Here is a 22,215-nt window from a genome sequence, read left to right on the forward strand (position 1 = left end):
AAGGCTTTTTGATAATAAGAATAAACCACACAAAATTTAGCTGTAAACAACCCGACGTTTAGGATTTACAAACACTTCCTGTTTTGGAATGCCTTGATCTTTAGGGTCTAGCACCCCCTCGCCAACACCTAAAAACAAACCATTTGTATCTACACCGTGATAAACGCGATACGCCAAGCCTTCCTGAAGAGCTTCACTACACGTACCTTTTACTGATTGGCCATTATCGAAGCGGCTGCGCTCACTATCATTGATGGTAACAAACGGTAAGCGACTTACGGCCGTATCCATAGGAATAAGCAAATCATCCAGCCCCTTAAAGTCGTCTTCTATTAATGACTCTTGAATTTCAATCAGCCTATCTATCGATACCATTTTATCAGTTGGATAGTCTGCAACTTCAGTGCGATGCAATCGTGTAACATAAGCGCCGCAGCCGAGGTTTTGCCCCAAATCATCAACAATGGAGCGAATATAAGTACCTTTACTACATTTTATTCGCATATCTACAAAAGGAAGTTCAATGCGCAATACGTCTAGCTCATAGACTTCGATATCGCGAGGTTCTCGCTCTATTTCAATGCCTTGGCGAGCATAGTAATAAAGTGGCTTACCTTGGTGTTTAAGCGCAGAAAACATTGATGGAATTTGTTTGCTCTTACCTAAAAATGCCAAGCAAGCATCGCGCACTTCTTCTTCACTGACCTCGACAGGCTTTTCTTCTACCACTTCACCGTCTGCATCCGAAGTTGTCGTTCTCACACCCAGTTTAGCTGTCACTTCGTAGGTTTTCTCAGCATCTAATAGAAACTGCGAAAACTTCGTTGCTTCACCTAAACACAGAGGCAACATACCGCTGGCCAGAGGGTCAAGTGCGCCGGTATGACCAGCTTTTGCTGCTTTATACAACCAACGAACTTTTTGTAACAACTGATTAGATGAACCACCTAATGGCTTATCAAGCAATACAATACCGTTTATATCACGGCCTTTACGACGTCTTGCCATCTACTCCTGCTCTTGTGGATCGTCTTTCTCGCGCTTCGATTCGTCAGCAGCGATGGTTTGTGACACAAGGTTAGAAATTCGCATACCTTCCACAATTGATCTGTCTTCAAAGAAATGAAGATCAGGTACAGAACGCATACGAATGCGTTTAGCTAGAATACTGCGGATGAATTTTTTGTATTCTGCTAATTGTTTAATCTGCGCTTTGCCTTCTTCTTCGGTGCTGTTGTAAATAGTCACAAAAATCTTAGCGTGCGCTAGATCTCGAGACACATCAACATCAGAAACAGTTATTAAAGGCATATCACCTACGCGGTGTTTGTATTCATTTTGTAGAATGCTCGCTACTTCTTTATGAACTTGCTGAGCCACTCTATCGGTACGTGAAAATTCACGAGCCATTGTATTCTCCTTTCCCGTCTAATACTTGCACATGCACTATGCTAAATAGACAAAAGCGGGAGCACTCGGCCCCCGCTTTTCACATGCCGAATTAATTCAGGCAATTAGATTTCGCGCTTAACCTCAACGATTTCGAAGACCTCGATTTGGTCACCGACTTTAACATCGTTGTAGTTCTTAACGCCGATACCACATTCCATACCGTTTCGAACGTCTTGTACATCGTCTTTAAAGCGACGAAGTGATTCAAGTTCACCTTCGTAAATTACCACGTTGTCACGCAGTACACGGATTGGATTGCTACGCTTAACCACACCTTCAGTTACCATACAGCCCGCAATAGCGCCCAGTTTTGGTGACTTGAATACGTCACGAACTTCGGCAAGACCAATGATTTCCTGTTTGAATTCTGGTGCAAGCATACCACTCATGGCCGCTTTCACTTCGTCAATTAGGTTGTAGATTACACTGTAGTAGCGCAAATCAATTTCTTCTGCCTCTAGAACGCGACGTGCTGTTGCATCGGCACGAACGTTAAAGCCAAGTACGATAGCGCCAGATGCAGCTGCAAGGGTTGCATCAGTTTCGGTGATACCACCTACACCACTACCTACTATGTTCACTTTAACTTCAGAAGTAGAAAGTTTAATTAATGATTCAGAAATTGCTTCAACAGAACCCTGAACGTCAGCTTTAAGCACAATATTAAGCTCGCTAACATCACCTGACTCCATGTTCGCAAACATGTTTTCAAGTTTCGCCTTTTGCTGACGTGCAAGTTTAAGTTCACGCTTCTTCTGATGACGCTTGGCCGCAACTTCACGGGCTTTACGCTCGTCTCTCACTACCGCAGCATCTTCACCGGCAACAGGTACACCTGATAAACCAAGTACTTCAACTGGAGTTGACGGACCAGCCACTTTCATGTCATGACCATTTTCGTCACGCATAGCACGAACACGACCGTATTCTTCGCCACAAAGTAAAATGTCACCGGGACGTAATTGGCCTTCTTGAACCAATACTGATGCTACAGGACCACGGCCTTTATCAAGGCGAGACTCAATAACGATACCTCGGCCTGGGCCTTCAGGCATTGCTTTAAGGTCAAGTACTTCAGCTTGAAGAACAATCGCTTCTAGTAAGTCGTCAACACCCATACCTGTCTTAGCAGACACGTTACAGAACTGGTGCTCACCGCCCCACTCTTCAGAAATAACTTCTAGTTGAGATAGTTCAGTTTTAACGCGATCTGGATCAGCCGTTTCTTTATCCATCTTGTTAACAGCAACAATCAATGGAACACCCGCTGCACGCGCGTGTTGAACCGCTTCTTTGGTTTGTGGCATCACACCATCATCAGCAGCGACAACCAAGATAACGATATCTGTTGCTGTTGCACCACGAGCACGCATTGCCGTAAATGCCGCGTGTCCTGGCGTATCAAGGAAGGTAATTTCACCATTGTCGGTTTGTACTTTATACGCACCAATGTGCTGCGTAATACCGCCGGCTTCACCATCTGCCACTTTAGCGCGACGGATGTAATCAAGTAGAGATGTCTTACCGTGGTCTACGTGACCCATGATAGTAACAACAGGTGCACGAGTAGCTTTCTCACCATCGGTGCCTTCTGCCAACAACTCTTCTTCAAGCGCGTTGTCATTAACAAGCTCGTATTTATGGCCCATTTCTTCAACAACAAGTACAGCCGTATCTTGGTCTAGGACTTGGTTGATGGTTGCCATTTCACCCATTTTCATCATGGTCTTGATAACTTCATTTGACTTAATTGCCAAACGGCTAGCAAGCTCACCAACGGTGATAGTCGCACCAAGCTTAACTACACGCTCAACTGGCGCAGCAGGCTTATTAAAGCCTTGCTTAAGGTGCTCACCTGCATTTTTCTTCGACTTGCGACGACGACGTGAAGAGCGCTCTACTTGCATGTCTTCTTCGTCTTCAGCTTCTTGAGCATAACGGTTAGAGTGCAAGTGAACTTCTTCAGCTTCAGCCTTCTTACGACGCTCTTCTTCTTCTTTCCAGCGACGCTCATTTTCTTCAGCGAGTTTGCGCGCTTCATCAGCCGCTTTTTTCGCATCTTCTTCAAGCTTCTTCTGCGCTTCTTCTTCTTGCGCCTTACGCAAACGTTCTTCTTCTTGACGCGCTTCTTCTTGAGCTGCTTTTTCAGATTCTGTTAACTCAGGCTCATCTGCTTTACGCGCTTCGGCTTCACGTTTAGCTTGTTCTGCACGACGCGCACGTTCCTGCTCAGCAGCCTTCTTCGCTTCTTCTGCTTTACGCGCTTTCTCTTCAGCGGCTTTTTTCGCTTCAGCCGCTGCTTTTTCTTCCGCTTCACGCTTCAGACGCGCTTCTTCTTCAAGACGCTTCGCCTCTTCTTCCGCTTGACGCTGCTGCTCTTCAATGTCGCTGCGTTTAACGTAAGTGCGTTTTTTACGTACTTCTACTTTCACTTCTTTAGACTTACCAACACTCAATGTGCTGGTTGTCTTACGCTTAAGTGTCATACGCGTCGGTTCAGCTGCGCTGCCGTGTTGTTTACTTAAATGATCCAATAGTTTTTGTTTCTCGTCTTCGTTTACCTGATCGCCGGCACTCTTAGTGATACCCGCGTCTTTAAACTGGCCAACCAATCGGTCAACGGTCGTACCAATGTCGCTGGCGAGCTTTTCAATAGATACATCTGCCATTACGTAATTTTCCCCCTGTTGACCTTACTCTTCTTCACTGAACCATACGATATTACGAGCCGCCATGATTAACGCACCGGCCTTCTCTTCGTCTAGTTCATCGATATCACTGATATCATCGGTACCTTGTTCTGCTAATTCTTCTAGGTCGGTTACACCGCGGCTGGCCAACACATAAGCCACGTGTTTACTCATACCTTCAAGATTTAATAAGGCTTCTGTTGGTTCTGCACCTTCAAGCGATTCTTCATTCGCCAGTGCGCGTGTGGTGAGATAAGCACGCGCTCTGTTGCGCAGCTCTTCAACCATCTCTTCATCTAACCCTTCAACTGCCAGAAGTTCACTTGCCGGGACATAGGCAACTTCTTCAAGCGTTGTAAAGCCTTCGTCAACCAGTACAGATGCGAACTCTTCATCAATATCAAGACCAGCTGTAAATAGATTCAAGACTTTTGCATTTTCCTCTTCGTGCTTCTTGTTGAGGTCGTCAACCGTCATCACGTTAAGTTCCCAGCCTGTAAGCTGGCTTGCTAAACGCACGTTCTGTCCGCTTCGACCAATAGCTTGCGCTAGGTTGTCCGCTTCCACTGCCACGTCCATTGTATTGCTGTCTTCATCAACAACAATTGATGCCACTTCTGCAGGTGCCATTGCATTAATAACAAACTGTGCTGGGTTTTCGTCCCAAAGCACGATATCAACACGCTCACCGCCAAGTTCACCTGATACCGCTTGCACACGTGAACCACGCATACCTACGCATGCACCAACTGGATCTAAACGCTTGTCATTAGTCTTAACAGCAATTTTCGCTCGTGAACCTGGGTCACGGGCAGCTGATTTGATTTCTAATGTTTCTTCAGCAATCTCTGGCACTTCCAAGCGGAACAATTCTACCAGCATGTCTGGATGTGTACGACTAACAAAAAGCTGTGCGCCGCGCGCTTCCGGACGAATTACATAAAGCAAGCCACGAACGCGGTCACCTGGACGGAACGTCTCGCGAGGTAACATATCATCACGATAAATAACACCTTCAGCGTTGTTGCCTAAATCGATGATAATGTTGTCACGGTTAACCTTTTTAACAGTACCAGTAACCAATTCACCAACTTTATCTTCGTATTCTGCAATCATCTGCTGACGCTCAGCTTCTCGTACTTTTTGTACAATTACCTGCTTTGCAGTTTGCGTAGTAATACGATCGAATTTAATCGACTCTATTTGTTCTTCAACATAGTCACCAAGCTGAATCTCTGGTTCGTCAATTTGTGCGGCAGAGATGGTAATTTCAGCAAATGGATTTTCCTGCTCTTGATCGTCAGGAATTACCTTCCAGCGACGGAACGTATCAAAATCGCCAGAGGTTCTGTCAATGCTTACACGAACTTCAATTTCGCCTTCGTTTTTCTTTTTTGTTGCACTAGCAATCGCAAACTCTAGCGCTTCAAAAATTTTTTCTCTAGGCACTTGTTTTTCATTTGAAACGGCTTCCGCCACTAACAAAATTTCTTTATTCATTTTCGCCTCACTTTCGCTTTCTTCGATGAAAGCAGAGCTGTTCCGTTAATCGAACGTAGGAACAACGTTACCTTTTTCGATATTCGCCACAGCTAACTGGAACTGCTGGCCATCCACTTCGATATTGACGATGCCATTTTCACATGCCAATACCTTGCCTTTAAAATTACGTCTGTCACCCATTGGCATTGATAGACGTACCTGAACCACTTCACCAACAGAGGCAACATAGTGCTTTTCTTTAAAAAGCGGTCTGTCCATACCCGGTGATGACACTTCCAAGTTGTATTCGGTACTAATTGGATCTTCAACATCTAAAATTGCGCTAACTTGATGACTGACATCTGCACAATCATCTACGGTTATTCCGTTGTCATGATCAATAAATACGCGAAGAATTGAATGTTTCCCCGCTCGTACAAACTCGATGCCGACCAATTCGAAGCCCAGCGCTTCTACGCCTGGTTCAAGCATTTCAGTCAGTTTCTCTTCAAGTCTTGCCAATCCAAACCTCCAAAAACGAAAAAAGGGCCTGAAGCCCACCTGTCATCACCTAGCTCAGCAAGGCTGACTCCAGGTTTTAATACAACAAAAAGCCCCGGACTAGCGGGGCTTTTCTTAAAATTCTGAACCCATACCTGCCAAATTGGGCAGTTGCAAACTTATGGGTAAAAAACCACCGAAAGGTGATAGCTTGCTTGTGATGAATACGTTACTTTCCTAAGTTTTGTAACAATCACACGAATTGTTACAAGAGTATTGAGGGAGCCCGAGCTCATCACTTAATGGGTGTAGTATACTGGCTGGCGGCAGATTAAGCAACTGTGATTAGAGCGAGTTGACCTTTTCTGTACACTTTGCTGTAAAAACGTACCACAAAGGTCAACACGCTTTACTACTCGTCTTTGAAAGTCATCTTAATTTCTAGGATCTTCGGTAAGATAGCAATTAGCAAATCAACCAGTTTGGGTTCAAAGTGTTTACCTTTCTGACCTTGTAAAAAGGTAATTGTGTCTTCGACATTCCACGCTTCTTTATAGGGCCGCTTGCTCGTTAACGCGTCAAACACATCGGCAAGCGCACAAATACGGCCTTCGATGGGTATATCCTTGCCAGCTAACCCATTTGGATAACCACTGCCATCCCACTTTTCATGATGCGTAAGTGACACCGACTTCGCCACTTTCAATAGTAATGAATCACCACAGTCGCCTATAATTTCCGCACCAATTTCGGGGTGTTGCTTCATCGTGGTAAACTCTTCCTCAGTTAATTTACCCGGTTTAAGCATAATGCTATCTGCAATACCAATTTTGCCAATATCATGCATGGGGGCTGCGTGAAGCAATATTTCTGATTGTTGTTCAGTTAATCCATAAGCCAACGCCAGCTCTTTGGCATAATGACTCATGCGCATAACATGCATACCAGTTTCGTTATCTTTGTATTCTGCCGCTCGCCCAAGCCTTTGTACAACTTGCAAACGACTATCGAGAAGCTCATCGGCTTGAACCAAGCTCAAATGGGTTTTCACCCTCGCCTTCACGATAGCAGAAGAGATAGGCTTAATAATATAATCTACTGCACCGGCTTCAAAACCCTCAGCCTCATCGTGTTCATCATTTAATGCGGTGACAAAAATAATCGGAATGGCCCGTGTTTGCTTCTTTTGCTTTAACTGCCTACATACTTCGAAACCTGTTAAGCCCGGCATCATAACGTCCAGTAGAATGAGGTTGGGTAATCGACTTTCTGCAAGCTTTAGTGCTTCTTCGCCGTTCTTTGCAAAAACAAGTTGATAGTCATTGCCTAACAATTGCTTTAGTACGCGTAAGTTTACAGGCTCATCGTCGACCAGTAATAACGTAGGCTTTTCAATCTCTGTGTCTAACATTCCTAACTCGCTATTACTTTAAGGTTTCAAGTAATGCACTAATGTGCTGTTGTGCCAGTTCAAATTCAAAATCATCAATGTCGAGCAATATTTGCGCAATAGCGTTTTGGTGTTTGGATGTAATAGCGTCTTTCAAAAAGGTAAGTTCTTCTTCATCGACCATATTTTGCTTAACGCTTTGCAACATTTGTTCAAGATGATGACACAATAATCCATCCTCTAAACTATCATTTATTGCGTCTTCTGCAAAAAATGGCGACTCACTTAAAAACTGCTCAATGCTATCTAAAGACTTTCTAAGCGTATTCACATATTCAATATTAGCACGTTGCTTAATTGCATCGCTTTCAATCAGCTTGGTCGTGTTGAAAAATGTTGTCAAACATAAATTTCCCGATGCCCCTTTTAAGCTGTGTGCAATAGTTGCAACTTTATTAAAATTTTCATGAACAATCGCTGTAGTCAGCTCATCAACTTGTTCGCGGCACTTCGTCGTGAATTTATAAATTTCTTGTAGCGCTACCGCTTCACTTCCCCACAATGTAGACGCTTTATTAAGGTCCACAACGCGCGAAAGTTGATGCGTAACTGGCAACGACTGCTGAGCAAACCCAGTTTGCGCATTGCCAGCTTGAACATTGGTGCCTTGTACATTGCCACTTTGCGCATTTTGACTTTCTGAGGGTACTATTTCAGTTACTCTCCCCGTTAAGACTCGCGCAATCTCGTTAATTAATACTGGGAAATCAACAGGTTTATTGGCAAAGCCTTCCATTCCAGCATTTTGAGCGGCATGTTTATCTTGAACAAGTACACTCGCCGTCAGCGCAATAATAGGGGTTGCAGGTAGGTCATTCGCCTTTTCATATTCTCTTCTTCTTTTTGCCGCCTCTAGACCATCTAACTTAGGCATCTGCAAATCCATGAGTACTACATCGTAGTGACCATCTCGCATTTTCTCTAATGCCATTTCTCCTTCTGAAGCGCTATCAACCGTATGTCCTGCCCTAGTGAGTAATAGTGACAGCAGTTCGACATTTTGAATGACATCATCGACAACAAGTACATGTAGTGGCGGCAAAGTTTGTTCAGATAACACTGAGCTTTTACCTGACGACGTTTGCGAGAGTTCTATGGCTTCAAGTGGTAAGTGAAAGGCAAAGGTCGTTCCCTTGTCCAGTTCACTATGAGCACTTATTTCACCGCCCATCAGCTCTACGAGTTGTTTAGAAATGGTTGTACCTAAACCAGTACCACCATATTTTCGACTCATGGATGCATCAGCTTGAGAAAACGGGTCAAATACCTTTTCTAAATGTTCAGGCGACATGCCAATGCCAGTATCGGAAACCTCGAAACGCACATGCTCGTTGTCATCATATACATTCACGGTCACCTCACCTTCATGGGTGAATTTAACGGCATTGCCAATTAAATTATTTAACACTTGTCTTAAGCGTTCGGGAACACCTGAATAGTTTTGCGCCACGCTGTCATCAACATTTAGATTCAATGCTACTTTTTTGCGTTTTGCCTCTAACCAAAATGTTGAGATGACTAAATCGAGCTCCTCACGCATGCAGAAATTGCGATACTCCAAATCAAGCTTGCCTTTATCAAGCTTTGCACTATCCAAAATGTCATTTAATAAATGCAGGAGAGAACGCGCTGAGCGGTTAATTGTAGTTAGATGGGATTTTTGTTCTTCACGGAGTGATTCGCCCAGCATTAGATCACTAAACCCAATAATTGCATTCATCGGCGTTCGAATTTCATGACTCATATTGGCAAGAAAAGCCGTTCTCGCCGCAGCGGCTTGTTCAGCATTTTCTTTTGCAATCTTTAATTCATCCTCCATTTCCCGACGATGAGTAATATCCGTTATGAATCCATCGATATATAACAAATCGCCATTGTCATCCTTTACACACGTTCCCTGCTCAAGTACCCACCTTATGTCACCGTTCTTATGTATCAAACGATATTCAATGGTGAAGTTGTCAGTAAACGCCTCAACATCACTTAGTGCATCTTTGTCATCAGGGTGAAATAAGTCTGAAATATGAAGAGAAGGGTTTGGTAATAAAAAATCTTCTGGTGGATAACCTGTAATTTCTTTTATCGCATTGCTGACGAATACCATTGGCCACCCGTCTTTGCACAAACACCTGTATGCTGCCCCCGGAATATTGGCAATTAAACTTCTAAACTTAGCCTCGCTCTCTCGCAACGCGTCTTCCATCTCTTTGCGTTTGCGTAAATCTGAAGCAAAAACGACAAACATGGGTTTACCATCAACATTCGTAAAGCCAATACTTACTCTTGCGGGAATAGTTGTACCATCTTTTCGAAGCACATCGACCTCGCGCCCCGTTCCAATAATCTGCTCACTATTTTCCTTGCCTTGACTAAAGAAGTCGTTATCGTAAAGGTAGCGCCTTTCATGAGGAACCAAGGAAGAAGAATGCATGCCGATTACTTCCTCGTGAGAATATCCGTAAATGTCTTTTACCGCAGGGTTAGCCGTTCTCACGATACCTCTATTATCTACTGTTAAGATGGCATCAACCGCTGTAACAGTTATCGCGCTTTGTATACGCTCACTTTCCTGTGCTCTGAGCATGACATCTTTGTACTTAAACAAAAGGGTAATACCCAGCACTACCGCAATAATGGTTATGGTGAAAATGGCAATTGAAATTGCAAGATAAGCAGAGATTTCCGAGGATTGGTTAGACATCTCAAACCCAGGAGGTAAAACAAATCGCGCCGCGGCCATACCCGTATAGTGCATGCCAGCGATCGCCAAGCCCATCACGATGCTTGCTGCAATAATGTGCCTACCCAACAAATTCTTCGATTTAATTGCTGCGGATATACCAAACTTAATCCAGAGTGACAACATGGCAAGAACAACTGCCACCACAATAGAAAGCAAAAACATACCAAGGTCATAGCGTAAAAGCGGCGCCATATCCATAGCGGCCATACCACTGTAATGCATCGTGCCTATACCCGCGCCGACTAAGACCCCACCGACGAGAATTTCAATAGCCGATATACGACTCCTTATGAGTAGATTTAACGCCACCCACGCTGCAGCAATTCCAGGTAGCGCCGACAAAGCCGTGATCGTAAAATCATAGTTAACGGATAAACACAGCTCGAACGCAGTCATACCAAGAAAATGCATAGACCAAATGCCACCACCAAGCGCAAGACTACCTGCGCCTAACAACACATTTTTACGCACTTTATCTTCCGTAACTGCCGCTTGACTGGCAACGGTAAAAGCCATAAAGGCTGCAAATATAGCAACAAGTAACGATAGCGCTACAAGAGGAAAATGGTATGCACCTTCAATAAGCCTAACTTGATCATCGAAGGAAAAAAATAGAGAAAACATAAATTTATATGCCTAAGTTACGCATTAAACACTAAAAAACTGAGCGTCTTAATGCGCTAAAAGTAATTGGCAACAGCAAAGTTCTTAATCTAGCATAGTATTGCTTGACCTTTAACCACGAGACATTTTTACTTTCATCCAAAATAAATAGTTCAATCTCACTTAGTTAAATAATATGACTTAATCAATCTTCCCGCTCGCCTAAAGAAATACCGGTAAAATCGACGATTAGTTACTACAACTTCACCTTTAAAATCATCCTCATTGGGCATTAGTAGACCTTTGATTATTACTAAAGGAGAAATAGACTCACTACTTAATGACATCCACCATGAAACTATCGTCCTAACGAACGTAATAGTACTTTGATTGTTCAAATACGCGCTAACCACCGGTACTTCGTTGTGTTTCTCATAACTCTGTACCACAAAGCAATACAATATTTGTTCTTTTTTATTTAACCGCTCAGGCGCTAAATCAGTTTTAAAGAATAAATCACAGACCGCCAAAGAGGCATTCACTACATGCAACACACCAAGTTGCTTTGCTGTCTCATGCATACGGTTCCAGTCATTGAGGTTCTTGGCATAATGCAATATATCGACAAGAGATTTTAATTTTCGCCACCCATCATTCATACCATTAACACATAAATAGATAAACTCTATATGTTCATTTAACCGAGGCGTACCAAAACTATCAGTTGAAAAGCTATTAAACAGTTCATTGTAGGTTATTGGTAATAAGTGGTTTCGTCGAAGCTTCCAATGGATGTCTAGTGTCAGAAGACCACTTTGGTGAAATAACGTATGTTCAATTACCGTTGACCGATGGTGTCCTGTGCTAATGTTTTCGAATTCCTTGTGACCCAATGGGTGGGAACTTTTATCACTAAAGCCAAGCTTTTTTAATAGCATAAAAGCTAATTCTAGGTGCTCAGGGTCGATCAAAATGTCCATATCAACCATCTTTCGATAGTACCATCGTTCCTGATAAAGACTTCGTGCTATTGCAGCACCTTTTAATATCGAAAAACGTACTCCAGCGTTTTGCAGTGCTTCAATCAACAAAACCTTTTGCTGTTCAATAAACGTCATCAAGAGTAGCTGTTTTTGACGAATCACATTCAAGTCTTTTTCTATTTCAACGGGAATGATATCTGAACCTTTTGCACACTCTGCCAACCAACAATTTAAGCCGTGAAAATTAGCTAGTTTTAATACTTTTTTCCAGTCCAAGTGGTGCAATTGGTCCCCAAGAAGACAATGATTGTTAATAGGGAGGCACAAGGTGGTAGTGTTAAGAAGAAAAGTTAATTCAGGTGAGCTCTGATAACGAGCAACTTTTTCCATCATATTTTACTGCTGCCTGAAGTCAGGTATATATTTGATACACATTAAGAATAAAGTCACCTACGACTGCGATATAAAACGCAAGGTACTTTCTTTGCCATTTTTTTTCAACTTAGTAGCAAATGGATTTAATAGGCAACATATAACTCACTAGCATTTAATAAACTATGCCATTGTAAGCAAAAGACTCGCAGTTCATTTTTTGATATTTGATGGAGAAAGTTTACCATGTTTAGGCATGACGAGCAGAAGGAAAAGAACAGGGTTGTAACCTACTCTTCTAGATACAAAAAAGGCCCAGCATAAGCTGAGCCTCAAATGTGGTTGCGGGAGCGCGCAACACCTCGTACATACACATTGAGATCAAGGATGTTATGAAGAAATATAGAGACTAGTTCAGATGAGTGCACGTGGATTATCTGTTCATTTAATCAGCCGATAACGTCTGTCACTACCTTTATCAAACATTTGCAATTTCTTCTATATGGCTGTCATTATTATAGCACCAGTGAATAGTTTCACTTTTCCCATATACGCTAGGATCGCTAACCATGAAGGAGCTTTGGTTTAAAACCGATGGATTCAACAGTTATTGAAAAAAATGGTTTGCCACAAAGTCGCTTTGATGACGTCTGTTTAGTGATGCTTCCGGGCATGGATGGAACAGGAATGATGTTCGAGCCATTATTGCAATGCTTACCATCCAACCTTAACCATAAGATCATTCCGATTCCAGAAGTACATTTCTCTTCGCATCATGAATTAGCTGAAACAATATTAAGTGATTTACCAGACGATCAATGCATCATTTTGGCAGAGTCTTTTTCAGGTAGGACTGCATATGAGTTATGTTTATTGGCTCCTGAAAAGATTATCCACGTCGTATTTGCAGCAAGCTTTTTGGACAATCCTAATAAACTTACTGCGTTATCGAGCCTACTTCCATTGTCGCTTTTAAAAAGCACTCTTGTACCCAATTGGCTGCTTAAGAGTTTGTTATTTGGTTCTGATCAAGCTCCAATAAAGTTACTAAATGATTCTCTGACAAAAGTTGATACTGTTTTGTTACGCAACAGGCTTCAAATAATTGCAAATCTAACGAAACCCAAAAAGCGGTTAAGCATTGGCGCTACAGTTATTAACGCCTCGAAAGATCACCTTGTCAGTTCTGATGCTCAAAACGGAATCGCAAGAGTTTTCTTAAACACTATGCAACATGAGATTGAGGTTGGCCACTTTGTGCTACAGGCTGCTCCTCAGAACGTCGCAGCTATAGTAACCCATGTAATTGAAGAGTATTCAATACGATGATGGCTCCCGTTCATAGAATAAAAGGTGAAAGTACTGATTTTTTGAGTGGCAAAATCGTCTTTGACTATCCAAAAGCCTTTTGGAACATGGGCATTGTCTTACTTGCCATTTGTTTGGCCCCTCTGTTCTATTCAACTGAAGCTTTGGTTTTGTTTTTAACTACAACTTATTTATCGCTTTTGATTGGTCACAGTGTCGGTATGCATCGCATGATGATTCACAAGACATTCAATGTACCTAAGTGGCTTGAACGGTTCCTTATTTATGTTGGAGTGCTCGTGGGTATGTCCGGTCCATTTGGAATTATTAAAATTCATGACGTAAGAGATTGGGCGCAACGACAAAACAAGTGCCATGATTTTTTCTCTCATAAAAGTGACTACTTACAGGACATTTTTTGGCAACTCACGTGCAAGTTCGAATTTGATAACCCACCAAAAATACGAATTGAGAGTGAGTTATGGAATGATTGGTTTTATCAATTTTTAGAGAAAACTTGGCGGTTTCATCAACTTGCGTTGGGAACAATTTTTTACCTTATCGGTGGTCCAGAATTTGTCGTATGGGGCATTTTAGTAAGAGTTGCAGTTAGCGTTATTGGACATTGGACTATTACATATTTTTGCCACAATCCCGGTCCCGGAAAGTGGTTTGTAAAAGGTGCAGCAGTTCAAGCATCAAATATACCCGGCCTCGGATTGATAACTTATGGTGAGTGCTGGCACAACAATCACCATGCTTTCCCTGAATCAGCGCGAATAGGTTTGGAAAAAGGACAGCCGGACCCCGCCTATTGGTTTATCGCAATGATGGCCAAACTTGGATTGGCAAAAAACTTGGGGCGGCCTCGGCCAAAATCGAATAGAGAAGATTTAAAAAAACAACAAATTTAGTGAATCTTGTGTAATGCTACTTTATTTAGCATCTTAAATATTTTTTTAAGCTGTTTTTTACGGTTAGCTTCCTGAAAAGAATCTCTCCGTATCGTCCAGTTTAAAGCAAGCCAACTAAAATTTTCGTAAAAAGATGGTTGCCGCTTTTGGCACTCATCAATAAATTCCCTAAAGTCAATTCCGAAAGCAATTACCATGGATTTGTGGGCTTCAAAAAGATAAAGCTCATCATATAAGTTGTGTCTCATTGCATTCGCAGCTCTTTCCCAAGTGTTTAGTACGTACCTAATGGATATTGCATCTTCATCAAATCTGTTTTCTACCTTTGCTAATTCTCTCATGTCTTTGCGACTCTTGGCGGCTGCAGCTGACTTTCGAACATGTTCATTGTAATGAACGTCACTCTGTAAACTTTTCTGGAAGTCCAATGAATTAGACTCTCTCGCCGTTTTACGAGTAAAAGTTATATTCATTAATGCTGCTATTAATGCTAGTGAAGCAGAAAGCAGTATTGCGCCAGCTGAGTAAAATGCCGAATCGACTTCGTGTAAAAGATAAATCCCGGAGATTGAGACCAAAAAAATTATTGTGATAAATGCGACTTTAATTTTTCCATTTGCCTTCATTTTTATTCCTTTTAAAAAGCAAAAAAAAAGAGCTCTAAAGCTCTTTTCTTGTCAAATTCTTATGCTTTGCTTACGCAGAGGCTCCGTAGCCCCAATCTTCTTCACGATATTTCATATCTATCACCCCTTAAAAACCACTTGCATCAATATACAAAACGTTGACAGTCGCTGTCAAAAAAAACTGTAACTTATTGATAAACAAGGAAATTACCTAATCAGTGGATGTGGCAACCTTTTGTTTCACAAAAGGTTGCCACATCCACTGAGCTTTGTCAATGACTTCGCTTTAAAGAGTTTACTCATTTCGTCCAAAAAAATCAACCGATTACGGTCAAGATACCTATGCATAAACAACACACTCAACATTTTATGACTCCTAGACTTAAAAGCTCATTATGAACGTTATTGGCCGCCTGCTTCCCTAACAAAATTTCAAATTCATCGAAAAAGAAAATTCTTGATTTGCTCATAAAACTGCAAAGGATTTTGCTTCTTTTTTTGTTGTATATGAACTGGGGAACAAGCCTATATTCCCTTCTTACATCAATAGAATACTTTTCATAAACCTTTTGGGGTTGCCCTAAAACAGAAAGGTCAATATCAACAATCAACTTTTCATCATTGCTGGTTGCGGCACTAGTATGCGATGTAGCCCTTATTAGCCCTGCTACACTTTCAACAACATCTTTTGTGGCTCCACTAGCCTGAAGGAAATCGCTTGCCCACTTTGCACTGTCTTTTTCATTGGTAGTCGAGAAAAGTTTATAAACAGCATCATGAAACCAAAGCGCCAATTCAACATGGCTTTTGTTTTCTGCCAACTGCTCGACACTCGCAAACTGTTTCAAGACCATTTGTAAGTGGCTTAAGTCGTGGTAATGTCGATGGGCTTCAGAATACGCTGATATTAGCGATTCATACATTTCAACGTTTTCCTTTAACCCCAGCTCTAACATCAACTCTGACCATCTCTTTTTCAAATTCATATTAACCTCGGCGCGTCATCTTTTCTCAGACCAAGAGCTTGCAGAACATTTTTGCCGCAAAGGACAAAATACAGCCATGCTTTCTTCCATCTATTGCCTAGTAGCACAATATGGATATGCCACCCCTTCTCTCTTCTTGAACTGTATCCGCTATAAAGCACAGAATATGCTTCTGAATCACCCAAGAGCTCCTGTGAAAGCCCCCTAGCGTATTGAACACCTATATCTAACATTTCCCTAACCTCTGTTGTTGACGGCTCTCCTTGCGTTTCAGGAAATGCTAAAACGAAATAGTTTGGGATTAGCTCCCGCTTAACTTTCAGCAGTAAGCACTTGTTGCCCGACTTAAGTGTTAGATCTTTATCCATCTACATGCACTCCTGTTACTTGTTTTTATTTGGTCAAACAACCAATAAACAAACCATAAACAAAGAAGTCGCATAATGCAAAGTAATTTGGTTAAATAACCAAATAAAAAATTATCGGACGTTTGATGAATGGGTAGACCCTCAAATACGGAACAAAGAAAACAGGAAATAGTGGCCGCACTTCTGCAAGTAATGGCTAACGTCGGTTACGAGAAAGCTTCTATTCAATCCATTGCTAAACAGGCTGGTTTGGCTCCGGGCCTTATTCATTATCACTTTAAAACCAAACAAGACATACTTATTGCCGCTATCCATTGGATAGCGACTTCAGCTGAGCAACGATTACAAACAATGCTAAATGGAGCGCGAGATCCATGGGAGAAGCTAAAAGCTTTTGTTTACGCAAGGCTCGCGACTGGTGAAACACAAATGCCTCAAATTGTGGCGGCATGGATTGTTGTTGCATCGGAGTCGATCAAGCATGATGATGTAAGAACCATATATCAGAGCCTGATCAAGACTCAGCTGGACATCCTATCAGCCCTAATAGTTGATGTATGGACTAACAAGATTGAAATCGACGATGAAGTGACTCATTTAAGTGCCATTATCGTTTCAGCGATTGAGGGAGCTTTTCAGCTGTCGGTTACTGCACCTGATGCAATGCCAAAGGATTATGCGGCTGAATCTGTAATTCGACTCATCGAAAGTAGACTAACTAGATAAAACGCACAAAATCAGAAAAAAATAACCTTTCCATCGGGCGGGCACTCCCGCGGCACTTTAGCCTTGCCCTCTTCCGAAAATACTTTGAAATGGTGCGCGCGGGGCACCTGTGGGTAATGGCTGACCGAATATTTTATTTCGTGAGTGAACATGTCACGCCATTTTGAAAGGCTGGTTTCACAATTACTAATGTATGGCACTTGTTCAGCGAGTCTTGCCATTAGCTCTTCACCTTGAACCTTTACAGGCACAAGCCTTTCATGCCAATCCACAAATGACACGCCTTGAGGCAATGTTCTCCCATCAACGTACTCTATGGTTTTAAAATCGTTTGAATATAAAATAGCAGTAGCCAAGCCTGCAACAAGCGCAAAACCGATTCCTAAGCCTAGTTTGTTTTGATCTCGGCCATGAACCCTTGCATAAACTGCCCAAAAAACAAACCCACCTACAGCGCCGAGCAACGAAAAACTGATGTAACTTGAGAGACTAAATTCAATTGGCAAGCCTGATGGAGAAAACATCATGCTTCCAGGTACCGAACACAAAACACCTGAAAAAATGCAAAGTGGAAAGTTTAGTATCCTAAGTCTCTTTAACAGATAATATACAGGTGCACCGATAAGCATCATACAAAGCAGACTGAAAGGTATAGCGATTGCTATTGCAATGAGCATCGCTTCGGGCGACGTCATCGCTAAACCTGCGACTGGCAATATTGATGCGATGACTAGACCCTTGTACGGAGTATCAACGCTAAATTTACTGCTTGTTAAGTCCATTTTGTCCTTAAATCATGCGGTTAATCAGCCAAATCCTAATTTTCAACTGAGATATCAAGTTTCCTAAGTTTGACACCAACGACAACAAAAAAACACCCACCCTCAATCATGAACGCGGATAACGCACACCTTTAAACCATCTCACTTACATCCGCCTCCTAAATGGAGTTAAATCTTGTCTTGGCCGTTCAATAATTTCAGCCTTCGACTGTTTTTGAGTTGGCTCTTCATAGTCGAATTCGAATTCCTCGCCACCTAAGTGAAGCATTCGCCAACGTTTAATCATTTGATCTTTCATGAAGTGATACGAGTAAGTCACCAGTCGTTTAAACTCCTCGAGTTCTTTCGAGATCTTCTTTTCCAGAGTTTCCAAAATATTGCGTTTTTCAATAATTTGATTGTCCAATTTCTCGTTTCTCGACATTAATTCAACTTTTTCACGTCTTAGCTTGGGCAACGTCTCATTAACCAATGAGTGATATTCACGCACCGATGTGTGAGTAGCCCGTGAACCTTTCATTCCTCTTGAAAAGCCGTGCTTTTTGGCGACGCGTTCATAAAATTCGTCCTGAATCTCAGACATGCGCTGTTTATGTCCTCCCACCAATTCACGACAATTTAACGAGTTTTGCCCTTTTGGTATCGGTAAACAGAGGAAGTGTGCATGCTCACCGCCAGTTTCATCTCGGTGAATTACGGCTGTGAGAATGTTTTCATTGCCAACCTTATCTCGGAACCACTTTGCACAATCAATGAAGTACTCTCTACGTTCCTTTAGGCTCTTTTTATGAAGAGCCGCTGGTGATGCGCTGAAAACGAAATCGAGCGCTAATACAGCGTTCTTTCGGGGCTTCTTATCCATACGTTTAATGCGTTCATTAAAACGATGGATCACACTTTCAAAGGTAGTACCTGCCTTCGGAGTTAAGATTTCGTTTTTGTGGGATAAGTCGGAATCTGCATTAGGGGTATATTGAGCCCTAAGACAGTGTTTGAGCTGTCTCGTTAGAGTTGCAACTGTGTGCAACTTTTCGCAGCGCATTATCATGTCATTCTTATCGGTTTGCATTCCTCTTCTCCGACGGTTTATACGAAAGGAATATATATGATTTTTTGACAGGAAGACTTTTTTATCGAAAAAAATGTGGAGACATTCAAGCGCGGCAGCACTTGTGGACTCACTCCACATTTTGATTTCAAAATGTTGTGAGGTTTCTGACGAAACATTAAGGGGAGCTGGCGAAATCCTTCCATGCAAGTATCACAAAAATCGTGATAATTGGTCACATAAATCGGGAGGAATTATCACAATTTCAAAAATACACGCGATACTAAACACTTTAAATTCAACAAGATAAAGGCTCAAAAAAATCAAGCCTTATGTTAGATTATTTAAATCCTTGATGTGTCAAATTTCACTCAGCCATTTTTCTTCCCGTTTAAGTAAAAGCTCGTCGAACTTAGAACGCGCCTTTTGAGCACTTCTGTTCGAACCTCGATACAAGAGCCACGGGTTAAGCATGTACTTCGAGTCGACCAATTTTATGATCAGATCTGTTTTGCACAACGCAGAAAACTGATTGTTGAAAGTCGCCACTTTGATGTTCATGCTGCGACAAATACTTTTGCGAGTACTTGACGATAGATCAACGCAGTTACTGTAAAGGGTACAATAGCGGCTCAACGCAAGCATGAGGGCGAGTTGTGTTTTGGTACAAGTCTTGTATTGCCGACTGTTCACAAAAACACCAACGAAAAAGTCGGATTTCAAATTCCAATTACTCTCCGATTCGTCCTTAAATTCAGATTCAAACAGCATTTGAGTACGATTATTTGTCATTATTACAATCTCCTTTTCATTGAAATGACGAAGGGATAGTAGTGCTAAACCCATTAAAAATACCCGCTCACATATAACCAATTCACATATTTTATTCCATTAGGGAATATAAGTGCGCTTTTAGCAAAAATACGTAATAACAAAATAAAACGAAACCAACAGATTTAACCAAAATGGACAATTAAACGTTTAATATCAATATCTTAACCAATAAAACGACATTCAGAAAAAATCCACTATATTACTTTCAGGTACAGCGTTGTATTGAATATGGAGTAATCAAATGCTGAATATGGAATTTGAACGGGTGCATACTGAATCTGAAGCAGCGAGTATCACTTGCATTACTAAGACGCTTGCATGCGCAAGAGAAATTGCTTTGCTTCGTAAAGGCACATCGCCAGCAGCCATAATGGAGGTGCTACTATGATGAATAACAAAGTAACTGTTTCCATAGTGAAAGATGGAGAGGAAAGGTTTGTCATAAAAGAGTTGGCGCGGGAGCTAGCAAGACAAATGGTTATTCACGACTTTATGACGGAGCAATCTCATGATTATTAGAACGTTAACTTACGGAAGGTATTCAACTTTTTTGCAAAACCCGAAGTCTATTGAAGATCAATTTCGACTTTGCCAAAAGTACGCTAAACAACATTCTTTAACGATAGTTGACTATGCGCATGATTCTGCTGAGTCGGGCTCAGCAATTCACAGAACGGGCATTCAGTTCCTTCTAGATAATTTGTCAAAGTATGATGTCATACTATGTGAGGCTCTCGATAGACTCAGTCGTGATCAGGCTGATATGGCATTTATTTATAAATTGGCGAAATTCAATGGTGTCAAGATCATCACTGTTGAAGACGGCGAAGTATCTGAAATACACATTGGTGTTAAAGGTACTATGAATACCTTATTTTTAAGGGCATTGGCAGACAAAACACGTCGTGGTCTCATCGGAAAGATTGCAGAGGGCAAGTCCGCAGGGGGAAAGTGTTTTGGGTATGATGTTGTAAAAGGGATAGGAATCGATGGGGAACCTATCAAAGGAGAGTTAAAAATCAACCAAGAACAATCCAGAATTGTTCGTCGAATATTGTATGACTATGCGTATTTGGACAAATCGCCTAAGACGATTGCGAAAGAACTCAATGAAGAGAGAATCCCCGGACCTAGCGGCAAGGAATGGGGGGCATCTACGATAAACGGAAACAGAAGACGAGGAACAGGGATCCTCAACAATGACCTGTATTCTGGGACAAGAGTTTGGAACCGCCTGACTTATGTTAAACACCCTCTTACCGGTAAACGTCAGTCTCGGCTTAACCCAGAATCTGAACTTGTATTCAAAGAGATGCCTGAGTTAAAAATCGTTGATGACGAGCTTTGGCAAGCGGTCAAACGCAAACAAAGACTACTGGACGTGCGAGAAAGTGGCTACAAGCCTAAACGAAGAGCCAGTTACCTATTGAGTGATCTGATCAAGTGCGGTGGGTGCGGCGGAGGAGTTTCCTTGGTTAATTCTACTCAATACGGATGCAGTAGAGCCAGAAACAAAGGAACTTGTTCAAACCGCAAAACAATTAACAAGAAGTTAATCGAAACAGCTGTAATTAATGCGATGAAAGCTGAGCTGGCAACCGAGGCTACAGTCAAGTTGGTTGTGAAAGAATACAATACGCAACTTGAGAAACTTATCGCCTCTCAGCAAACTGACAAAACAAATCAACAAGCTGAGATTTCTAGGCTGAAGAAAGAGAAATCGAATCTTGTTAACGCGATAAAACAGGGTGTCGATGCTAGCCTTGTTAAGGATGAGTTGATTGATGTCTGTTCAAAGCTTCAGCAAGCGGAAGAAACGAAAGACCTGCCAAAAGTAAAACCGCTTAAAAGCGAAGGGATTTCGAAAAGGTTTCTCGAACTTTTAAATACATACGACTCTTCTTTAATGAGTAAAGAAGCCATGTTAATCATGCGAGACGCTGTTGAATGTGTAGTTTTAGATGAGAGTGGCAAGGCTGACCTGACGCTCAACCCTTATGCAGTCGTTAAAAAAAAGACCCGCCATATAGACGAGTCTTTTCGATTGGTTGCGGGAGCAGGATTTGAACCTACGACCTTCGGGTTATGAGCCCGACGAGCTACCAGACTGCTCCATCCCGCGTCTGAACTTTTAAAACTCACCTAGGTGCGAATTTTGAAATACTGTTATTTCTGTGGTTGCGGGAGCAGGATTTGAACCTACGACCTTCGGGTTATGAGCCCGACGAGCTACCAGACTGCTCCATCCCGCGCCAGAAATATATCGTTAAAGCGCTTCGTTTCGTGCCTCGCTTCAACGTGGTGCGTATTATACATAGGGACTTTGCTAACACAAGTGCTTAATTTC

Annotated in this window: 19 protein-coding genes and 2 tRNA genes; 5 read left to right on the forward strand and 16 right to left on the reverse strand. The window is 42.0% G+C overall.

Translation table 11 applies throughout. The features are described from left to right. Positions 1 to 36 precede the first annotated feature (36 nt). The 8 genes from truB to EYR97_RS05835 all read right to left on the reverse strand — a co-directional run bounded on the left by truB (position 37) and on the right by EYR97_RS05835 (position 12,297). Positions 37 to 1,008, reverse strand: a complete 972-nt coding sequence (gene truB, locus EYR97_RS05800) for a tRNA pseudouridine(55) synthase TruB (RefSeq protein ID WP_131092874.1) — start codon at positions 1,006 to 1,008, stop codon at positions 37 to 39. After that, the gene (gene rbfA / locus EYR97_RS05805; RefSeq protein ID WP_131092875.1) at positions 1,009 to 1,410 is read right to left on the reverse strand and encodes a 30S ribosome-binding factor RbfA; all 402 of its coding nucleotides are present in this window, start codon (positions 1,408 to 1,410) and stop codon (positions 1,009 to 1,011) included. Positions 1,411 to 1,514: 104 nt separating this feature from the next. Continuing rightward, a complete protein-coding gene (gene infB / locus EYR97_RS05810; RefSeq protein ID WP_131092876.1) occupies positions 1,515 to 4,121 on the reverse strand; it encodes a translation initiation factor IF-2 in 2,607 nt (868 codons plus the stop codon). Positions 4,122 to 4,145: 24 nt separating this feature from the next. Continuing rightward, the gene (gene nusA, locus EYR97_RS05815) at positions 4,146 to 5,642 is read right to left on the reverse strand and encodes a transcription termination factor NusA (RefSeq protein ID WP_131092877.1); all 1,497 of its coding nucleotides are present in this window, start codon (positions 5,640 to 5,642) and stop codon (positions 4,146 to 4,148) included. A gap of 45 nt (positions 5,643 to 5,687) precedes the next feature. Then, complete coding sequence (rimP, locus tag EYR97_RS05820) at positions 5,688 to 6,146, reverse strand: ribosome maturation factor RimP (RefSeq protein WP_131092878.1); 459 nt, start codon at positions 6,144 to 6,146, stop codon at positions 5,688 to 5,690. Positions 6,147 to 6,537: 391 nt separating this feature from the next. Beyond that, on the reverse strand, positions 6,538 to 7,536 hold the full coding sequence (locus EYR97_RS05825; protein ID WP_131092879.1) for a two-component system response regulator: 999 nt from the start codon (positions 7,534 to 7,536) through the stop codon (positions 6,538 to 6,540). A gap of 13 nt (positions 7,537 to 7,549) precedes the next feature. Further along, positions 7,550 to 10,942, reverse strand: coding sequence for an MHYT domain-containing protein (locus EYR97_RS05830; RefSeq protein WP_131092880.1), 3,393 nt, complete (start codon positions 10,940 to 10,942; stop codon positions 7,550 to 7,552). A 158-nt stretch (positions 10,943 to 11,100) separates the two neighbouring features. After that, entirely contained in the window at positions 11,101 to 12,297 is a 1,197-nt protein-coding gene (locus EYR97_RS05835) for a nucleotidyltransferase family protein (RefSeq protein WP_131092881.1), read from the reverse strand. A 573-nt stretch (positions 12,298 to 12,870) separates the two neighbouring features. On the opposite strand from EYR97_RS05835, the gene EYR97_RS05840 reads away from it, so the two are divergent. Beyond that, on the forward strand, positions 12,871 to 13,605 hold the full coding sequence (locus EYR97_RS05840) for an alpha/beta fold hydrolase (RefSeq protein ID WP_131092882.1): 735 nt from the start codon (positions 12,871 to 12,873) through the stop codon (positions 13,603 to 13,605). Beyond that, on the forward strand, positions 13,602 to 14,498 hold the full coding sequence (locus EYR97_RS05845; protein WP_131092883.1) for an acyl-CoA desaturase: 897 nt from the start codon (positions 13,602 to 13,604) through the stop codon (positions 14,496 to 14,498). Before EYR97_RS05840 ends, EYR97_RS05845 begins: the two co-directional genes overlap by 4 nt. On the opposite strand, the gene EYR97_RS05850 is transcribed toward EYR97_RS05845, so the two are convergent. The 3 genes from EYR97_RS05850 to EYR97_RS05860 form a co-directional block, all read right to left on the reverse strand. Continuing rightward, complete coding sequence (locus EYR97_RS05850; protein WP_131092884.1) at positions 14,495 to 15,124, reverse strand: DUF4760 domain-containing protein; 630 nt, start codon at positions 15,122 to 15,124, stop codon at positions 14,495 to 14,497. The genes EYR97_RS05845 and EYR97_RS05850 overlap by 4 nt on opposite strands. Before the next feature lie 359 nt (positions 15,125 to 15,483). Beyond that, positions 15,484 to 16,110 carry a hypothetical protein gene (locus tag EYR97_RS05855; RefSeq protein WP_131092885.1) on the reverse strand — a complete coding sequence of 209 codons (627 nt, stop codon included), beginning with the start codon at positions 16,108 to 16,110 and terminating at the stop codon, positions 15,484 to 15,486. Next, a complete protein-coding gene (locus EYR97_RS05860; protein WP_131092886.1) occupies positions 16,107 to 16,478 on the reverse strand; it encodes a hypothetical protein in 372 nt (123 codons plus the stop codon). Before EYR97_RS05860 ends, EYR97_RS05855 begins: the two co-directional genes overlap by 4 nt. Before the next feature lie 129 nt (positions 16,479 to 16,607). Here EYR97_RS05860 and EYR97_RS05865 point away from each other — a divergent pair, with 129 nt between their 5' ends. Continuing rightward, complete coding sequence (locus tag EYR97_RS05865) at positions 16,608 to 17,204, forward strand: TetR/AcrR family transcriptional regulator (RefSeq protein ID WP_131092887.1); 597 nt, start codon at positions 16,608 to 16,610, stop codon at positions 17,202 to 17,204. Between the two features lie 11 nt (positions 17,205 to 17,215). Here the strand turns inward: EYR97_RS05865 and EYR97_RS05870 are convergent, their stop codons facing one another. The 3 genes from EYR97_RS05870 to EYR97_RS05880 form a co-directional block, all read right to left on the reverse strand. Further along, positions 17,216 to 17,986, reverse strand: coding sequence for a hypothetical protein (locus EYR97_RS05870; protein WP_131092888.1), 771 nt, complete (start codon positions 17,984 to 17,986; stop codon positions 17,216 to 17,218). Positions 17,987 to 18,131: 145 nt separating this feature from the next. After that, positions 18,132 to 19,055, reverse strand: coding sequence for a MobV family relaxase (gene mobV, locus EYR97_RS05875; RefSeq protein WP_165477986.1), 924 nt, complete (start codon positions 19,053 to 19,055; stop codon positions 18,132 to 18,134). Positions 19,056 to 19,394: 339 nt separating this feature from the next. Then, positions 19,395 to 19,826: a replication/maintenance protein RepL gene (locus EYR97_RS05880; RefSeq protein WP_165477987.1), complete on the reverse strand. Its 432-nt coding sequence runs from the start codon at positions 19,824 to 19,826 to the stop codon at positions 19,395 to 19,397. Between the two features lie 426 nt (positions 19,827 to 20,252). Between EYR97_RS05880 and EYR97_RS22210 the strand changes: the two genes are divergently transcribed. Both EYR97_RS22210 and EYR97_RS22670 read left to right on the forward strand, forming a co-directional pair. Then, positions 20,253 to 20,387 (forward strand): hypothetical protein, encoded by a 135-nt coding sequence (locus tag EYR97_RS22210; RefSeq protein ID WP_258313205.1) that lies wholly within the window; start codon positions 20,253 to 20,255, stop codon positions 20,385 to 20,387. Next, the gene (locus EYR97_RS22670; RefSeq protein ID WP_404840950.1) at positions 20,377 to 21,957 is read left to right on the forward strand and encodes a recombinase family protein; all 1,581 of its coding nucleotides are present in this window, start codon (positions 20,377 to 20,379) and stop codon (positions 21,955 to 21,957) included. Before EYR97_RS22210 ends, EYR97_RS22670 begins: the two co-directional genes overlap by 11 nt. On the opposite strand, the gene EYR97_RS05895 is transcribed toward EYR97_RS22670, so the two are convergent. Next, positions 21,914 to 21,990: transfer RNA gene (locus EYR97_RS05895), tRNA-Met, on the reverse strand. The two genes, EYR97_RS22670 and EYR97_RS05895, sit on opposite strands and share 44 nt — an antisense overlap. A 53-nt stretch (positions 21,991 to 22,043) precedes the next feature. Further along, positions 22,044 to 22,120, reverse strand: a tRNA-Met gene (locus EYR97_RS05900). Between the last annotated feature and the right edge of the window lie 95 nt (positions 22,121 to 22,215).

The organism is Alteromonas sp. KUL42, assembly GCF_006538325.1.
GTDB lineage: Bacteria > Pseudomonadota > Gammaproteobacteria > Enterobacterales > Alteromonadaceae > Alteromonas.